This window comes from Alkalihalobacillus phoenicis (assembly GCF_047302405.1).
Taxonomy (GTDB): domain Bacteria; phylum Bacillota; class Bacilli; order Bacillales; family Bacillaceae_D; genus Alkalihalobacillus.
In genome coordinates, this window is sequence record NZ_CP154853.1 from 2,306,998 (window position 1) to 2,325,251 (window position 18,254).

General features: G+C 35.8%; 18 protein-coding genes, 1 pseudogene and 1 riboswitch. Of the genes and pseudogenes, 2 read left to right on the forward strand and 17 right to left on the reverse strand.

Going from position 1 to position 18,254, the window contains the following annotated elements; all coding sequences use genetic code 11:
• Nucleotides 1-31: 31 nt before the first annotated feature.
• From AA0017_RS11045 to AA0017_RS11055, 3 genes are all read right to left on the reverse strand, one after another.
• On the reverse strand, nt 32-1,711 hold the full coding sequence (locus tag AA0017_RS11045; protein WP_413381942.1) for an ABC transporter permease: 1,680 nt from the start codon (nt 1,709-1,711) through the stop codon (nt 32-34).
• 31 nt (nt 1,712-1,742) lie between these two features.
• Nucleotides 1,743-2,843: an extracellular solute-binding protein gene (locus tag AA0017_RS11050; protein ID WP_413381945.1), complete on the reverse strand. Its 1,101-nt coding sequence runs from the start codon at nt 2,841-2,843 to the stop codon at nt 1,743-1,745.
• 188 nt (nt 2,844-3,031) lie between these two features.
• The gene (locus AA0017_RS11055; RefSeq protein ID WP_413381948.1) at nt 3,032-4,090 is read right to left on the reverse strand and encodes an ABC transporter ATP-binding protein; all 1,059 of its coding nucleotides are present in this window, start codon (nt 4,088-4,090) and stop codon (nt 3,032-3,034) included.
• Between the two features lie 283 nt (nt 4,091-4,373).
• On the opposite strand from AA0017_RS11055, the gene AA0017_RS11060 reads away from it, so the two are divergent.
• Entirely contained in the window at nt 4,374-4,943 is a 570-nt protein-coding gene (locus AA0017_RS11060) for a GNAT family N-acetyltransferase (RefSeq protein ID WP_413381951.1), read from the forward strand.
• A 163-nt stretch (nt 4,944-5,106) separates the two neighbouring features.
• On the opposite strand, the gene mgtE is transcribed toward AA0017_RS11060, so the two are convergent.
• The 7 genes and pseudogenes from mgtE to ddlA form a co-directional block, all read right to left on the reverse strand.
• The gene (gene mgtE, locus AA0017_RS11065) at nt 5,107-6,462 is read right to left on the reverse strand and encodes a magnesium transporter (RefSeq protein ID WP_413381954.1); all 1,356 of its coding nucleotides are present in this window, start codon (nt 6,460-6,462) and stop codon (nt 5,107-5,109) included.
• A gap of 214 nt (nt 6,463-6,676) precedes the next feature.
• A riboswitch (M-box (ykoK) riboswitch) is annotated at nt 6,677-6,846 on the reverse strand.
• A gap of 130 nt (nt 6,847-6,976) precedes the next feature.
• On the reverse strand, nt 6,977-7,180 hold the full coding sequence (locus AA0017_RS11070; protein WP_413381957.1) for a zinc ribbon domain-containing protein: 204 nt from the start codon (nt 7,178-7,180) through the stop codon (nt 6,977-6,979).
• 310 nt (nt 7,181-7,490) lie between these two features.
• Nucleotides 7,491-8,327 carry an AraC family transcriptional regulator gene (locus tag AA0017_RS11075; RefSeq protein WP_413381960.1) on the reverse strand — a complete coding sequence of 279 codons (837 nt, stop codon included), beginning with the start codon at nt 8,325-8,327 and terminating at the stop codon, nt 7,491-7,493.
• A 203-nt stretch (nt 8,328-8,530) separates the two neighbouring features.
• Nucleotides 8,531-8,692, reverse strand: a pseudogene (locus AA0017_RS11080) (NB-ARC domain-containing protein); the annotation flags it as partial.
• A gap of 165 nt (nt 8,693-8,857) precedes the next feature.
• Nucleotides 8,858-9,319: an N-acetyltransferase family protein gene (locus AA0017_RS11085; protein WP_413381963.1), complete on the reverse strand. Its 462-nt coding sequence runs from the start codon at nt 9,317-9,319 to the stop codon at nt 8,858-8,860.
• Nucleotides 9,316-9,879 (reverse strand): GNAT family N-acetyltransferase, encoded by a 564-nt coding sequence (locus AA0017_RS11090; RefSeq protein WP_413381966.1) that lies wholly within the window; start codon nt 9,877-9,879, stop codon nt 9,316-9,318. Before AA0017_RS11090 ends, AA0017_RS11085 begins: the two co-directional genes overlap by 4 nt.
• A gap of 62 nt (nt 9,880-9,941) precedes the next feature.
• Nucleotides 9,942-11,054 (reverse strand): D-alanine--D-alanine ligase, encoded by a 1,113-nt coding sequence (ddlA, locus tag AA0017_RS11095; protein ID WP_413381969.1) that lies wholly within the window; start codon nt 11,052-11,054, stop codon nt 9,942-9,944.
• Nucleotides 11,055-11,234: 180 nt separating this feature from the next.
• On the opposite strand from ddlA, the gene AA0017_RS11100 reads away from it, so the two are divergent.
• Nucleotides 11,235-11,999, forward strand: a complete 765-nt coding sequence (locus tag AA0017_RS11100) for a class I SAM-dependent methyltransferase (protein ID WP_413382558.1) — start codon at nt 11,235-11,237, stop codon at nt 11,997-11,999.
• 55 nt (nt 12,000-12,054) lie between these two features.
• Here the strand turns inward: AA0017_RS11100 and AA0017_RS11105 are convergent, their stop codons facing one another.
• From AA0017_RS11105 to AA0017_RS11135, 7 genes are all read right to left on the reverse strand, one after another.
• Nucleotides 12,055-12,582 carry a GNAT family N-acetyltransferase gene (locus AA0017_RS11105; RefSeq protein ID WP_413381972.1) on the reverse strand — a complete coding sequence of 176 codons (528 nt, stop codon included), beginning with the start codon at nt 12,580-12,582 and terminating at the stop codon, nt 12,055-12,057.
• Nucleotides 12,583-12,611: 29 nt separating this feature from the next.
• Nucleotides 12,612-13,169 carry a shikimate kinase gene (locus AA0017_RS11110; protein ID WP_413381974.1) on the reverse strand — a complete coding sequence of 186 codons (558 nt, stop codon included), beginning with the start codon at nt 13,167-13,169 and terminating at the stop codon, nt 12,612-12,614.
• 54 nt (nt 13,170-13,223) lie between these two features.
• Entirely contained in the window at nt 13,224-13,958 is a 735-nt protein-coding gene (locus AA0017_RS11115; protein ID WP_413381977.1) for a class I SAM-dependent methyltransferase, read from the reverse strand.
• Nucleotides 13,945-15,027 carry a hypothetical protein gene (locus AA0017_RS11120; RefSeq protein ID WP_413381980.1) on the reverse strand — a complete coding sequence of 361 codons (1,083 nt, stop codon included), beginning with the start codon at nt 15,025-15,027 and terminating at the stop codon, nt 13,945-13,947. Before AA0017_RS11120 ends, AA0017_RS11115 begins: the two co-directional genes overlap by 14 nt.
• Before the next feature lie 58 nt (nt 15,028-15,085).
• The gene (locus AA0017_RS11125) at nt 15,086-15,949 is read right to left on the reverse strand and encodes a GNAT family N-acetyltransferase (RefSeq protein ID WP_413381983.1); all 864 of its coding nucleotides are present in this window, start codon (nt 15,947-15,949) and stop codon (nt 15,086-15,088) included.
• A 437-nt stretch (nt 15,950-16,386) separates the two neighbouring features.
• Complete coding sequence (locus AA0017_RS11130) at nt 16,387-17,034, reverse strand: OmpA family protein (protein WP_413381986.1); 648 nt, start codon at nt 17,032-17,034, stop codon at nt 16,387-16,389.
• Nucleotides 17,035-17,045: 11 nt separating this feature from the next.
• On the reverse strand, nt 17,046-17,702 hold the full coding sequence (locus AA0017_RS11135; RefSeq protein WP_413381989.1) for a hypothetical protein: 657 nt from the start codon (nt 17,700-17,702) through the stop codon (nt 17,046-17,048).
• Nucleotides 17,703-18,254: the final 552 nt, after the last annotated feature.

The following is an 18,254-nucleotide window of genomic DNA, read 5'->3' on the forward strand; positions in this document are numbered from 1 at the left end:
GCCTGACATAAAAAAATCAGGCTCAATCAAGTTAATATTTTTTTAATAAATAACGTAACGGAATAATAGATACGATGACGATCAATAAAGCGGCTGGTGCTGCCATATGATAAATCGCTTCACTCGCTTCCACCCAAATCCTAACAGCTAACGTGTCAAAACCTGGTGGTCTTAATAATAATGTTGCTGGTAATTCTTTAATGCTACTGACAAAAACTAATGCTCCACCAGCTAAAATACCTGGCAAGATCGATGGAATAATGACTTTAATTAAAACTTTCCAAGGAGGATGCCCTAAACTTCTTGCCGCCTCATCTATTCGTGGTGATAAGAGACTCAAAGAAGCATCCGTTGATTGCATAGCTTGTGGTAAGAAACGAATAACAAAAGCAAAAGCAATCAAATAATACGTATTATAAAGAACGGGTATATGATTATTAAATATAAAAATAATCCCTAGTGCCACAATTACTCCTGGAAGAGCATAACCTGCATAACTAATTTTTTCAATAAAATAAGAAACTCTAGATGGATATCTGGATCGTAAATAAACGACTGGTAAAGCCATAATCATACAAATAATTGCAGCTAGTCCTGAAACTTTGATGCTATTCCAAGCATACATCCAAAAATTCGCATTTAATGCCCCTTCTTGAATTCCTAAGACAGACCAGTATATAAGCACACCAATTGGTAAAACAACTGAGATTATAAATATAAACCAGACAAACAATGTAGCGAACCATTTCCATTTTCCAAGTGAAAGAATATCAGTCTCTTTAAAAGAATTACTTGATTGATGATAAGATTGTTTCTTTTTAGACTTTGCTTCAATCCAGAGAATGATTAATGTCAGACCGATTAAAACAACACTTAAAACAGTCGCTGACACATTATCGTAACTTCCCATTTGATAATAGATCGCAGCCGTAAATGTTGTATACCTCATCATCGCAATTGCCCCAAAATCAGACAAAACATATAAGGCGATCAGAATAGCTCCCGCTCCTATAGCCGGTCTTAAAAAGGGCAAATTAACTTTCCAAAAAACTTGCCATGTTGATAATCCTTGCGACCTCGCAACCTCTTCAAAGTTACGGTTCATCTTTCTTATAGAAGCACTTGCAATAAGAAAAACGTAAGGGTATGTAAATAGAGTTAACACTAAAAAGATGCCCGTAAATGAATAAATATTAAAAGAATATTCACCAATAAGATTTACTAACCAATCATGTGACTCCCATTCCCGTGCCACCCAACCTCTAGGTCCAAAGACAATAATATACGTAACGGCTCCAACATAAGGAGGAATGACAAGAGGTAAAGCTAAGAGCCATTGCCACATTTTCCTTCCTGGTAAAGAAGTTCGATTAACGAGCCATGCTAACGACACTCCAATAACGACAGCTGCAAATGTTACACTTACCGTCAAACTCAGTGTATTCCAGATTAATCGTGGAATCCTCGAATCTAATAAACTTATCCAACGATCGGCTCCTGCGAATAATGACATCCCAATCACATAAAGAATCGGAATCGCCATCATAATACCCGTTATAACAGCAAATATGAATAGAACGCCTCCAGGTTTGCTCCCTTTTTCACCTAATGCAAACTCTTTAATTGAAAAACGGCGAGAGGATGGAGATAAAATATCCCCATCCTTAGTTTCTTGCTTATGTTGTTTATCGTTGGTTTCATGATGACTCATCTTGATACAACTCCCACTCGCCTTATCATTATTATAGATCTAAATCCAGACCAGATTCCTCGATTAAATTACGTGTATCTTCCCATACTTCCCCTAAGTCACGTAAAGGCATATCATGGGTTTTATAATCCGAAATCGTTGCTGCACCTTCAATCGCCTCAACATTAGGGTTAATTGGTACTTCTAAAGATTCATAAGAGAATTCACGTTGATTCTCTTCTTCAAGAATCCAATCTAGAAATACTTCAGCACTCTTTGCATTTGGAGCTCCTTGAACTAAACCTACTCCTGCTGCATTTAATACCGCACCCATTTCTCCTTCGCCTTGGTCTGGATAAATAACACCAACATTATTATCAGTTGGCTCTTGTAGTTGTTGGTGGAAGTAATAGTTATTTACTAAACCAAACTTAAACTCTCCAGCTCCAACGGCACGACGGATATCTCCATGACCTTGTAAAATCGCACCAGCATTTTCTTGAACGGCACTGATCCATTCTTTTGTTTTCTCATCGCCCCACTCATTACGTAGAGCAGAAACATGTCCAATCATCGCACCATTTCCACCACGTGTAATCGCAAAATCTCCCGACCATTCAGGGTTAGTTAATTCTTCAATTGTTTTTGGCATTTCTTCTTCCGTAATCAAGTCTTTATTATACATTAATACACGTGTACGAGCTGATAATGCAAACCATGAGTTATCCTCGGCACGGTAAATTTCATCAATTGATTCAATGTTTTCTGGGTTAGAACCTTCAAGCAATCCTTCTAATCTTAAATTTTCTAATGCCCCAATATCATTAGAGATAAAGATATCCGCTTGAACATTGCTCGCTTCTCCTTTAATACGATTTACAGCATTATCGCCGGCATGAAGAGCTTGTACTTCAATTCCCGTTTCTTCTGTAAATTTCTCTAACAATGAATTAACAAAATTCTCATTTCTAGAAGAATAAACGACTAATTCTCCTGTATCCTCTGCAACAACCTCTTCATTTGAATCAGATTCTGTTCCTTCTGATGAAGCGTTATCATTGCTGTCACTGCTGTCTTCGTTTCCGCACGCAACTAAAGCAAAAATAAATAATACGATAATAGATAGCAATACTAACTTGTTTTTCTTAAACACTAAATGGCACCTCCGAAAAGTTTCGAATCTAACTGATAACGATTATCATTATCAACAACTTCTCTAATATACCTAGCTTTTCGTAGTATGTCAACAGCATTTCAAAAAAAGTTTACATCCTATACTAAAAATATATTCTTTTATAGAGGGCTTGAAGAAAGCCCCTTCAATTAAGGGACTTCTCTTACTTATGCCTCCACTAATGCGACCGATTCAGGCTTAATATTAAAAGAAATATTGGCATCAAGCTCAATTTCTTGTTCTACTGGTGCATATAAAATCATTGTTTCATTTAAAGCGTTCTCATTGCCTAACACCACTTCTAGCTCCTGATATTCGCCGCTATAAGTCACTTTACTGACTCTACCAGAATAATAGCCATCCTCTACTAATAAACATCCTTCTGGACGAATCGAAATCTGCACATTATCAATAACTTCTGACAATTGATTAGATAATGAAATACGCCCAATATATGTATCTACATGTTTCATATCTGGACAAATTTTTCCTTGCAACAAATTGGTTTTCCCTAAAAATTGAGCCACAAAACAATTTTTAGGACAGCGGTACATTTCCCGGGGTGAAGCAATTTGTTGAATGATTCCTTGATTCATGACAACTACTCGATCGGATACAGCAAATGCATCTTTTTGATCATGAGTAACGATAATAGCTGTCGTGTTCGCTTTTCTTAAAATGGCCGTAACATCGTATCGCATTTTTTCGCGAAGCCCAGCATCTAAATTACTAAAAGGCTCATCCATTAAGACTACATATGGCTTTGGAGCAAGTGCCCTCGCTAATGCGACTCGCTGTTGTTGCCCACCCGATAATTCACTCGGATAACGTTTCGCATATTCTAATAAGCCAACTAATTCTAAGACTTCTTTTACTCTTTGTTTTTTCTCAAAAATTTTCCATTTATTTAAACCAAAAGCTACATTTTTTTCAATCGTCAAGTGCGGAAATAATGCATAATCTTGAAAGACCATTCCAATTCCACGCTTTTCTGGTGGAATATTTTCTTTTCTGTTATAAACAGATTGCTCATTAATTGAAATAGTTCCATGTGAAGGAATTTCAAACCCGGCAATCATTCTTAACATCGTCGTTTTCCCACAACCACTTGGACCTAATAAAGTAATAATTTCACCCTTTTCAATAGCAAGGTTGACTTCATGAACAGCCGGCTGATTTCCATTATGAAATTGCTTACTTATATTTTGAAGGTGGATAAAGCTCATGTTGTCGTTCCCCCTCATTCTTTTTAAATGACAATGAATATCATTCTGAATCACAATTGTAACATGTATCTAAAAAAGTGGTCAATAACATACATATACCTTTTGAACTGTTGAATAACTTTCTACTTTCCCTTAGTTCTCCTCGATGCATAATCTTCTTTCTTGCATTAGATTTTTATGAACCTGCATAAAACCACTCGCCTTTCTGTTCGTTTTACATTAAAATCACATTATTACATTCTATTCTAGCAATCTATTAATCCATCAAAGGAGCCATTAGAAAATGAGAGAATTACAAAATGTAGCCGTGCAACTAGTCCCGGTTCGTACAGAACATATTGATGGCATTTATAAAGCCGCACATGACTCAAGAATTTGGAAACATATGTCTGTTGATTTAATGGAAAAAGAGAATGTTATCCAATATGTAAACGATGCCTTACAAAGAAAAGGAAAAGATTTTGCCTTTGTAATTGTGAATAATTCAAGTAAAGAAATCATTGGTGTAACTTGGTTCCTCGATTACTCCGCTGCCAATAAAAGTGTCGAGATTGGCTCTACCTGGTTAAACCCAACGTATTGGCGCTCAACCATTAATACAAATTGCAAATACTTATTATTAAAGTATTGTTTTGAAGAACTAAAATTAAATCGTGTACAAATTAAAACAGGTCACGAGAATATCCGCTCCCAAAAAGCGATTGAACGAATTGGAGCAACGAAAGAAGGAATTCTTAGAAATCATATGATCCGAAAAGAAGGGAAAATCCGCCATACTGTAATGTACAGTATCATTATAGAAGAATGGGTAGAGATTAAACGTCATTTTGAAGAGAATTTATTGCAGGATTAATTTGTTAGTTCCTTCGACAAAGATAGAACCATAAACTAAAAATGGGGTTATGGTTCTATTTTCACAGTCTTAATCTAGTTGACTCAATTCACAAAAAATAAATCTCATAAAAATATTTACTTTCCACCATCTCTTTAATCTATCATACACTCTATTTATCCATTTACATTAATCTTATAATGAACATCGTTGCGATGCCAAAGTAAATAAGGAGAGAGAGAATATCATTAATGGTCGTAATAAGTGGACCAGAGGCAATTGCTGGATCAACTTTTAATTTATGCAATACTAACGGAATAATTGTACCTGTTAAAGTCCCAATGATTAATGTGATAATTAACGTACTTCCGACAACGGCACCAAGGATTAACTCTCCTAGCCAAACAAAAGCAATGAAAGATATAAGAATTCCGCAAATAACACCTATCATGCTTCCAACTACTAATTCTCTCCATATCAGCTTTGAAACAACTTTTCTATTAATATCTCTTGTAGTAAGCCCTCTTACAACAACCGCTAACGATTGTGTTCCTGTATTACCTGTCATTCCAGAAATCATTGGCATAAAAAAAGCTAATGCTACTACTTTTCCAAGTGAATCTTGAAAACTACTGACAATACCACCTGCTACTAAACCAATAAATAATAATAAAATAAGCCATGGAAGTCTTCTAAATGCGGCAACTTGAGGTTTCGTATCAAAGTCAATATTTGCCCCTGCCGCAGATAGTTTTTCGATATCTTCAGTTGCTTCCTTCACGACTACATCAAGCATAGTGTCAACCGTTACTATGCCAACTAACACTTGATTATGAACAACAGGCACTGCAACTAAATCGTATCTTTGTATGATTTGAGCTACTTGCTCTTGATCAGTATCTACAGAGACGGAAACCACACGTTCAAACATGATGTCTTGTATTTTTTCATTTGTTTCAGCTAAAATTAATTCCCTGTATGATAGGACACCTACTAGGTTCTTCTTTGCATCTATTACATATAAATAGTTAATCGTCTTTGCTATCTCCGCAAAATCTTTTAATTTTTTGACGGCATCTTCAACGGTATAATAATGAGGGATCCAAACAAACCGATTGGACATAAGCCTACCTGCTGTTTCCTCCTTATAATCCATTAGCTTTTGAACAGCTTCAGACGACACTGTATCCATTTCAGAGAGTATCCCTTTTTGGGTCACTTCTGGTAAATCTTCTAATAGATCTGGTAAATCATCACTATTCATCTGCTCCATTACTTCTGCTGTTTTTGTAACTCCCAATATCTCAACTAAACTCTTTTGCGCTTCTAGTTTTAATTCATCAAGAATACTAGCTAACTGTGGCAGAGGCAGCTCCGAAATAAATTGCTCCTGTTCCGTAATCATAAGACCTTGATAAACATGAGCAAGATCATAAGGGTGCAAATCATTAAGCAATAACAATAATTTATTTTTATTATTCTCTTTTAATAACAACGTTACTTCGTGGATCAATTCTTCTTGAGTTAATTTTTGTTTCATCAATTCCACCTTCTTTTTTACATAAGGCACAAACACACCAAATTAAGAAGGTTAATTCACTACTTAAGTTGACATGGGCAGTGCACCTTATGAATTTTTCGACACCATCTATAAACAGAATAAGTAACCAGGTCACTATCCAAATCAACCACTCCTTACAATAGATAAAAAACACCTCCATCGAATGAAGGTGCTTAATCAAATAAAGCACAAATAAAACCTTCATTCGTAGAGCTTTAGCACTGTACGGCATAGGATAAATAAATATCCAGCTACATTAAAAAACACCTTAATTCGATGGTTTCTGTTGACCCATTGGCGTCTTTGGACGTTTCTGGGCAGTAGCTTATCTCCGTACAGGAGCCTCACCTAACGATGGTATGTTGTCGATAAATTATGTTAATTGAAATCATTTAAATTGTCAATATATTATGGGGCGTTTTTAGTTCCTACCTCTAAAGCCAATTCGGTATATACTTGCCAAAATACAAACCGATTTTCTCCCCTTCCTTTATTAGCCAAAAAACAAATCAATAATATTCGCAGATTTTGAAGTTTGTTTGTTATAAAACTCTGAGTATCCACAATTCTGACAAAATACTACGGTAAATGTATTGTGCTGGATGTCCATCATTCTTGATAATCCTGTCCCTGTCATCGCCACATCCTTGCTCCCAACATCTGTTCCACCACATTTGATACATCCTTTTTTCTCCATCTAATGAATACCTCCTGCTTTTTTTCTATTTTTCATTTTTTTTGTTTCTAATCATACGATTCGACTCTTCAATAGGTTTCATTCCTAATATAGTCAAATCTGCAACCTGAATTAGAATTGTGGCACTTAATTTTAAGGGAAGTTTTACAATCAACGACAACAAGATTAAAGTTAACATTTTTTTAGCAAACATCGGGAAGCATTTGCTACATTGTCACGAGCTTTTTCGGAATCATTTATCTCTTTTTGGGAACGGATATTCTAAAGAAGCACCTCATCCTTTCTTCTAGGATGAGGTGCTTCTACTCCCTTATTTCTTTTTAACAGGAATCCAAATTTCTTGTTTTCCTTGAGCATTCGGAGCACTTCGTACAAATTCAGGTGCATCCGCCAATTCATAATCAGAAGCTGGAAACCATTCTGTATACACTCTTTCCCATGTAGACAATAAAGCTTCTGTTGTATCATCTTCTACCGAAAACACAGACCAAGTCTGTTTTGGGATTTGGCTTGTTGCTAAATGCTCTTTTTCTAATTTTGAAGCCACTCCGATTAAGTATGATTTAGTCATCCCCTCGTCTTCTTCAGTGTCTTTCATAATATGAAGCAGACCTGGAAAATCACTCATTGCGAGGGCCTCTAATTTTTCGTATTCATCTTCCTTTAATGTATCCCAAAGTTTTGGATAAAAATTATCACTTGCCACCTTCTCCTCTTTATAACCAATAACCTGAAATGTTTCTCTTTCAACAATTTTATAATTCATTTCTACAGCTCCTCTTATGTTTATTTGGAAGGTTAACTTTGGAAATGCTTTTAAAAAATAGTCGCCATCTTTTGCTTTTTGTGGTGTAATGCCATGCATTTTTTGAAAAGCTCTCGAAAAGGAATCGGCTGATTGATAGCCATATTTCACCGCCACATCAATCACTTTTACGTTATGTTCTCTCAATTCAAAAGCTGCTTTTGTTAATCTTCTTCTTTTTACATACTCAGATAAACTAACACCAGCAATAAATGAAAACATTCGTTTAAAATGATGCTCCGAATAACATGAGATTTGCGCGACCTTTTGATAATCAATGTCCTCATCCAAATGTTCTTCAATATAATGAATGGCCTGATTTAAATTTTGTAATGTTTCCAATTGCTTAACCTCCCTTCTTCATAAGAGTAACAAAACAGTATATTTCAAACCCGACTTTTATTGTTCCGGTTTGACGTTGTGAGAACTAAAAAGAGGACTCATAATCCCTCCTTTAGTTCAACAAGGTAAATTATATATTTCCATTAATAATAAGGTCAGCTTTTTCAAAGGGTTTATGTGCGTCTACATAAATGTCCTCGGCAATCATCCATATGGACAATAGTGACATTAGAACATTTTACCTTCAGTTTTTCTGCTAAAGTACTTTTACCAGAACCCCCACAACCGTCTATACCCATTAACAAAGTAGATTGTTTTTCTGACATCGTCTCAATTAAACGAATCAACTGTTTAATATCCGTCATCTCACTTCTAGTATGTTTTAGATTCACTAATATCACCACTTAATAATAAGATTACCTTAAATAATGACTATTTAAAGGTAATGTTACCTATATATTGAACTTGATTTGTAAAATACCTATAGAAATTAACTAACATTATTTATAAACCTCATACAACCATTATTCTCAAAGCTTCATTTTTAACCCTTCATGTGTCGCTTGAAAACCTAAACGTTTATAAAATTGCTGGGCTGCTTCTCGTTCTTTATCGGTTGTGAGTTGAATTAAGTGGCAACCTCGTTCTTTGGCTCGTTGTATCGCCCACTCAATCATTTTGGTTCCTACTCCTTTGCCACGAACTGATGAAGACGTTCTCACTCCTTCAATCGTTGCTCTCCATCCACCTTGATGTGTGATATATGGGGTAAAAGTGATTTGTTGAACCCCAATAATTTCATCTCCAAGACATGCCACTACTAATTCATTATTAGGGTCTGCTTCAATGGCTTGAAATGCTTTTAAATAACTTTCTGGAAGTGGCTCTTCATAACATTCTCGTATAGCCCCTAAAGGATCATCTGCCAACATTTCGACAATTCGGCTTAAATCTTGCCCCGTCGCTAGTCTAAAGTTAATTTCTTCTTTCATTTGTTATCCTCCTTAAGCATTTTCTCCCACTCTGGACGTAGTAATGAAAAGATATAAGTGTCGTGGAACTCGCCATTTTGATAGAGATTCGCTCTTATTAATCCTTCCCTTGAAAAACCAAGCCTTACTAATAACTGGGTAGAGCGTTCATTTTCAGGAAAAGTTATCGCTCCAATTCTATGTAAAACTAACGTACCAAAAGAATAATTTAATACTTCTTTGACAGCTTCTGTTGTGATTCCTTTTTTCCAATAAAACGGATGTAACTCATAGCCTATTTCCGCTTTTTTATTCGGAAGATTGAGGTTGTTTAAACCGACAGTTCCAATAAATTCACTCGAAGCTTTATCAATGATTCCCCATCTAATTCCTCTTTTATTTTCGAAATTAGTTTGAAACGAGTCAGTCATTTTTTCGGCTTCTTCTCGACTCTGTAAGCTTTCCATCCCATAATATTTAGTAACCTCATCCTTAGACATGATATTGTAATAACTCTCAACATGGTCTTTGTTTATTTGAACCAATGATAATCGACTAGTGTCCAATTGAATAAAATTCATAAGAACCCCCCATTTATTAAAAAACCTCCTAGAGTTAAATGTTCGTCCAGGAGGCTCTGTTCTTATTCGTTATCATTAATCGAGCTTTGAAGCTTCTGATCACGCTCATGTCTTTCAATCGCTAAATCTATCAATTTTTCAATCAGCTGACTGTAGCTAATGCCACTCAGTTCCCATAATTTCGGATACATACTAATTTTAGTGAAACCTGGCAATGTATTAATTTCATTCACAATAATTTCATTTTCTTTTGTTAAAAAGACATCCACTCGTGCTAATCCTTCACAATTAAGAGCTTTATAAGCAGTCAATGATACTTCTTGAATTTGCTCTGCGATTTCTGAACTGAGTTTAGCCGGAATTTCTAAAATGGCTCCCGTTTCATCAATATATTTCGCTTCATATGAATAAAAATCACCTGTTGAGATGATTTCACCTGGAACAGAGGCAATCGGCTCATAATTTCCTAAGACCGAACATTCAATTTCACGTCCAACAATTGCTTCTTCTATTAAGATTTTTGTATCAAACTTAAAAGCTTCCGCCACGCCTGCATAAAATTCTTCCTCGTTTGTCGCCTTGCTTACCCCAACGGATGAACCTTGATTAGCTGGTTTAATAAAGAGTGGTAAACCAAGCTTATCAGTTACCGTCTTATAATTAATTTGTTCCCTTGTTGCAATCGTAAAAGTTAAGGCACCAGCGACACCCAATCCAGCATCACGTAATAAACGCTTCGCAATATCTTTATCCATACTAATCGCCGACCCTAACACATTAGATCCAACAAATGGAATATTGGCCATTCGTAACATTCCTTGAAGACTCCCATCCTCTCCAAGTGTTCCATGAATGATCGGGAAAATGACATCCAACTGTTGGAGAGCTTCTTCTTGATTTAAGCTAACGAGCTGATTTTTTTCTTCACCTGGAATAATAGAAATACCTTGATTTGTTTTATTCAAAGCAATTAACTTCGGATCCTCTGCATGAAGAAGGTAACGTGAATCATCACTTAAATGCCACTTCCCACTTTTATCAATCCCCATTAAAACAACTTCATATTTAGACTTATCAATGGCATCCACAATGTTTTTCGCCGATTGTAAGGACACCTCATGTTCAGCTGATTTACCACCAAAAACGATCCCGACTCTAATCTTGTTATTTTTCATCGATAAAAGCTCCTTTAAGTTTGATTTACACGATGATTGTGTAACTTTTAAATAAATCATCTAAGTACAAATTTTGGTTCAGTAACTCTTTTCTCTTATTGTACAACAACTAAATAATCTGTATCATTATAATTAATTTAATTCAAAATTTTCTTTTAAAAGCGAGGAACTGACTAATTGATGAAAAATATTTTTACTGACAACTTTGAAAAATACGCAGATACGGAAATGTATGATTTTCTAAACGAAGGAAATAAAAAAGATTTTGACGTACTTTTAGAATGGATAAAACCTGGTGACAAGCTACTTGAATTAGCCTGTGGTACGGGAAGATTAACCATTCCATTTGCCGAAAAAGGCTTTGCAATTACAGGTATTGATTTACATGAGGGAATGCTCGAAAAAGCGAAAACGAAAGCAGAAGCAAAGGGTTTATCGATTCCTTTTTATCAACAAGATTGCACGATGTTGTCCTTACCGGAAATGAACCAATTCACCTTTATGACAGGGAATTCATTTCAACATTTTTTAACAAATGAAGCACAGGATAAGCTGCTCCAATCCATTGCAAAACATTTAGAGACTGAAGGGTTATTTATTTTTGATACACGGAACCCTCTATTATCTGAATTAGCTCAACCAGATATTTATGATACTAGCTTTACTGACCATCGCGGTTTTGACGTAAAAGAACATCACATCGAAACCTATGATGATGCCACCCAAATTTTACATTGTGAAACAAAAAGAAAACTTTATAAGGATGGGGTCTTCATTCGTAATGAAAAAGATAACATATCGTTACGCTACGTCTTTCCATTAGAAATGAAACGTCTCCTACGTTCCTTTGGTTTTACAATCCTACAAGCATACGGAAATTGGAACAAAACTCCTCTCACAAAAGAAAGCCCACAAATGATTTATATTTGTAGGAAAAACGGATAACTAACCTTCTCACAAAGTAATTTGTGGGAAGGCACTTGTGTTGCATTGATTACAATTAACCCCCACTCAGATGCTCTTCTTTTAAAATCGCATAAGCGTATTCATCCCACCACACATCACCATGAGGGATACATTTTTTAAAATAACCTTCTCGCCGCATCCCTATTTTCTCCATTAACTTAAATGATGGGACATTTTCTGGCTGACAGGTAGCAACAATACGATGAAGATTTAATTGTTGAAACCCATAATTCAAAAAGGCTTTAGCTGCCTCCGTAGCGTACCCACAATTGTAATACTTCGGATTAAGAACCCAACCAATTTCATACGTATGGTCACCAAAGTATGGAAAAAAAGCGATATGACCGATTAGTTGATTATCTTCACGTAGCAAAATAGAGAACTTGGTAGCATCATCTCTTAAATTCTCATTAACTAACTTTTGTGTATCTTCTTGTGTCATTACACCCTCTGGAAGATATTTCATAACTGCCGGATCAGATGTATATAAAAAAACGTCTGACCAATCAGCTTCTGCAAAATTTCTAATTATTAATCGTTCTGTCACCATCTGAATTCGCATCCATTACCCTCACTTTTGAGACACTAGCACTATAATCGAAATTCCTCTTTTATTTTCTCCGCTACCTCTTGTGCTGTCATTTCAGTATTATTAATACGCAAATAGTTTTTTTCTGTCATTTCCCCTTCATTGGAGTTCAATCGATACTTTTCCATTGAGCTTAGCAATTCTTTCCTTGAAAACTCAGTATTCCTTTTCGTTGGCTTTTCTTCTAAACGATTCGGGGTCACATTCCTCTTTAAACGTTCTTCTAAGTCCGCTTCTAATTCAACAAAATACACCTCAGCCCCTGAGTCTTTAAATATTTTGACTGTCCTTCTAACAAAATCCCAATCTGCTTCTAAATTAAATGCCCACATTAAAGTAAAAATGAGTCCTTCTTGCTTCGTTTTTGCAAAAGCCTGAAACACTTGGGAGCGAATCGAATCTGATATTTCCCACATTTCAGAAGTGAAATTGAAGAAAGGAGCCAATAGCTCGATCGTCATATGATTATGAAATAATTTCAATTTCGTTATTTTGGAAAGCTCCTGTCCAACGGTCATCTTCCCTACTGCTTGAGGCCCAAACAACATAACAAGTTTCATTTTCAGCTCGCCCACCTTATAAATAATTTAGTTTTCTATACACGCTCTAACCTTCTAATTCTTTTCCGCTTTTATAATTAAAAACATTGGACGGCGATTTTCATCACGCATTTCATCAGAAGTAGTCATTGCTTGTTCACTTGGCTTCGGTTCTCGTATAGCCTTGATTTGTAATCCAGCGTCTATGACATTATTTAAGTATGTAGAAACCGTACGATGGTATTTCACAACGTTTTCAGTTAAAAAACTTGTTTCCCTTAGACTCTCATCTTGATAATCGTCGATTGGCCAATGCAGTCGTTTTCCTTTTTGATCATAATGCCAATCTTGCTCAGCACGAGCTGTGAATATTGGATGCTCCACTGTAAAAATCAAAGTGCCACCAGGCTTCAATAAGTTGGATATCTTTTTCACGACCTCTGAAAACGATCGCAAATAATGAAAAGCGAGTGAACTAATCACTACATCAAATGAGTAAGCAGGGAATTCTATATCCTCGATTGGCTGTTCGATAAATTCAACACGCTCATCTTTAATAAGCGTTCTCGCTTTCTCTAACATTTTAGTAGAAATATCAACTCCAACGACCTTACTCGCTCCTTGCTCCAATGCATACTTGCAGTGCCAACCAAAGCCACATCCTAAATCGAGAACAGACTTTCCTTGTAAATCAGGAATTAAAGGCTGTAACACATGCCATTCCCCTGCCCCTTTTAACCCTTCTGTAGAACGAGCCATTTGCTCATACGCTTGAAAAAAAGCCTCATCATCATATTTATTTTGTTTCACTTTTGTTCACTTCCTCTGGTAAATAATAAGCGATTACTTCATTGTAAGTGCTTTCCTTTAATTCAATAACTAATGGACCTTTGAAAAAGACTTCTTCCTCTTCATTTTTTAAAATCACAAAATGTTTACATAAGATTTGATTTTCAACCTTGACCATATTCATCGGGTCATAACCAACAATCCGTGAGTTCATTTCGACTTTTTGAACCGGTAATTGAAAGAAAGATTTCCATTCATTCTTTTTCTTTATAACATAAGCTTCATACTCGGCTTGAATTGATTTTGATTGTTCAATATCGACTTCAACATCACATTCTGAAAAGTAGGTAAGAGTCGTTTCATAAATAGATGACTCGGTTTTCAAATTTTGCTCAAATAAGATATTCGTTTCAGTTAATGCAATTAAGTAAAGAGTCCCTGTAAAATAAGATAACTTCCTTATATTAAATAAATCTTCCCTTGGCTCCCTTATCATTTCAATATAATTGTGAATTCTTTCCTCATATTTATTTGAATTTATATACTTTAAAGACAGCGTTCCAACAAACTCCGCAGCACCTTCAATCGTTTCAACTAAAAATTCATTTTGGATCATTGTACCGATTTGTTTTGCCCTTTTTAGTCGAATCGAAACCATTTGTTGAAGCATCTCTTTTTTTTCAGCAACACTCGAAGCTTTAAGAGCCTTAATTAAAAATTGATTTTCAGCATGTTTATATTGATAATTTAACACGTCGTTTGGATACGAAAGCATAATTAAATCATTCACATAGCGTTTTTCACCCTGTTCTCGTTGAAAAGCATGAAACATTTCGTGAATAATATTAGCTGCTAATATGTCTGGGTCGTCAATGGCATCCATTTCAACATTCCAAATAGCGATATATTGACCTTCGAACTCAATACAAGTATTGGCGATAAAACGCTCATCTGTTGTTATTTCACGATCTTGAAAAAAGACAGTGTTGCTATTATATAAAGCAAATGGAAAACATTGAAATCCATCCCATAACCTTTCAAGCGGGACTTTTTTTATTCTTTTCTCAACTTCTTGATAAAGAGTTCTCATCGATTCATTGACATGGAAATATCAACACGTACTTTCCCCATTTATTTACTCCTCCTTTTTAGCCAAAGATTTGAGCGGCGATACCATATAAATGTCCGTTTCTGTTTGGTAACTCTGTTGCATTTTTGATCATAATTGGAGGCTGACTGACTTCTTCAAATCCTAAATATACTAATGTTTGAGCAAATATTGTTTTTTCTGTAGGGACATCGATTCTAAATTCTCCTTCACCATATGTACAAAGTGAGCTTATAAGAGAGAGTGCGGTCTTGTTGTCAGGAGCCACAAGTGGTCCAATTATCGTGTTCGATTGACCGGGAATGAGCAAACCAAAACCGACTACTTGACCGTTACCCCCTTTAGCCACTAAACAACAACTGGCTTGTTGAAGTCTTTTTTGCAAAAATAAAGCTCTCCTACTCCCAAATGATTTTCGATCCAGTTCAATCAACTCACGTAACATCGAAGGATTATATTTGATTATATTATTCGGTTCTTCCGCAAAAATAGGTCGCCTGAACGAGGGACAAAGATATTTTTGAATGGAAGCTGCCTCAACAAATCCTAAATGTTTATATAAAGGTTTTCCTTCTTCTGTTGCAATGAGCATAACTCTCTCACTTTCCGACACACAATTCAGGCAAGCTTGCATTAACTTTTTCGCTAAACCCTTTCCACGATAAGTCTCTTTCACAATCACTAAACCAATAGATGCTACTTTCTCTTCAAAAATAATAATAGCTGCACTCGCAATAATGTTGCCCACTTGGTCTTTAAAACCAAATACGTCGCCATCCTTAAGAACCGTTTGCAACGTCGGTTGATCATAATCCCATCCAACAGATGTTGATAACTGGATTAAAGCGGGAATATCCGTCATATTACATTTCGTTAATGTTAAATTCGATTCAACTTCTTTCATTGGTCTTGCCACCTGCCAATCGTCTATGTACAATTCATTTTACAAAATTTTCATACAAATAAAAAGAGATGACTGATTTTATGAAGGATTCGTACCATAATCCTAGCAACTCACGATTTTCATTACTTATTCTTCGTTATTCGCACCGTAAATTCTCCAACTCGTGATTTTCATTACTTATCCTCCACTATTCGCACCGTAATTTTAGCTGCATGACTTTTTCATTACCTATCTGCTCTTATTCGTACCCTAATCCCGGCAACTGACGCTTTTCATTACCTATCCGCCCTTATTTCGCACCCTAACCCACACAACTCACGGTTTTCATTACCTATCCTCAGCTCTTAAACCCAAATCGCCATTGCCTTTCATTTTCTTCCTACACAAAAAAGACCTCCCAAAAATAACTTTTGAGATAGTCTCTCGAACATAGGTAGTTATAACCCTTCAATAATTAATTCAACACGCCGATTCTTCTGCCTGCCTTCTTCATCATCAAGTCCGTCTGGTCTTGTATTTCTGGCAATCGGCTCTGAATCCCCTTTTCCAATCGCTATTAAATTAGATTCATTGATTCCTCTTTCAATCAAAGCACCCACAACTGCCTGTGCCCGACGTTCAGATAAGTCTTGATTGTAGCTACTATTCCCGACATTATCGGTATGTCCTACCACTTGAACTTGACCATCTGATGTTTCAATTACTTGGACTAATTTATCCATCACCTCGTCACTTCCTGGCAATAATTCATCTGAATCAAAATCAAACAAAACATTGTCCGGTAAGGTTAGTGTCGTTTCTTCCTCAATCGAAATTGCATTAAATTCATTTAACGTCTTCAATACATCCACTTCCGTTTGTGAAAGGGATACTTTTGTTAAAATGACTCGACTCTTCGGAACTCTTGTAATATAGACCTCTGAAGAAGGGTATCGTTCTCGTAATTGTTCAAGCGGCACCATACTTATATTCTCTTGTTCTTCAGTATTTGCCGATACTATATCAGAACTCATAACGCCAATAATAAAAAATAAAAGCAAAACTAAGAAGATTTGATACCATTCTATTCGACGATTTATTCTCATATCTCCAGCTCCTAACGAATAATTTCAATCTCTTCAAAGTGGAAATATGGATGTGGAAAACCTGTGCTATCTTCAAAGCCTTTTGCCAATTCATTAAACGTTAATGTTAATGACTGAGCGTCTTCTTGTAATTTGCCAATAAAGATAAGGGAACCAGATAATCTTTCATCAGGTTCAATTGTGAGTTTCTCATTATCTTCCGGAGGCAAAAAGTGATAGTGAAAGCCTGTATCGTCAGTCAAAGTGATTCCTTTTCTATTTAGGTTAGATAAATCCGATGCATAGTTATGTCCATTAATAGAAGTCACATCAATCGTAATAAACTCCTCATCAAAATGAATCGTTTCTACCGTTAGATTGACTCCGTTTGGATGACTCTGTTGCAAACCGACTTCCATACTATCAGGTAATGATGATTCCTTGCTCGATTCATTATCACTTACTGTATCTTCATCACTATTTTCTTCAGTTGCCGATTCACTATCTGCCTCTTCTGTTAATTCGGTACCTTCTGTTTCAGTCGCTTCATTATCATTTGTTTCCAATTGTTCATCATTTGCTTCTTCATCCAGTTCATTAGTTGTCAGTTCACTTGCATTCGGACTTTGACATGCCACCAGCACCATGCTTATAAACATCATACTAAACAAACCTATAACCTTGCTCATATGTACCCCCCATTTTTTTCGTAATTTAAATGAATAGTATTACAAAGATGACTTTTGTCGAAAAGTGCTACAAACCATTTTATAATACCGTCAGCAACTATATTAAACAACCAAAATTAGAAAAAACAGGATAATATATAGAGCATTTTTCAAGCGATTGAGTCATTAGTCACGAAAATACCCTTTTTATGACAAGGAAAAAATAACTATACTCAACTTAAAAAGCATCAACCTTTTGATCAGTTGATGCTCCTTTTCACGTCCAATTCATTTACCTGCTCATATATTTTTTAAATATCTATATTGTGATTCATGTAGTTTTCTAATGGCTTCTTTTAGCAAATAGATTTGGTCATTAATCATTGTGATATATGGACAGGAAGGGTCGTTGGCCGTTGCTTTCGCTTTTACTTTTTCCAGAAATATGATGTCTCGTCGAAAAAGCTTAACCTCATCTGGGTGCAACATAACATAACCTCCATTTTAAAAATCGCGCTTAATGTTTTATTCCCAAATCCATGTTGTTCAAAACCAAAAAGCGGGCCCATTTTA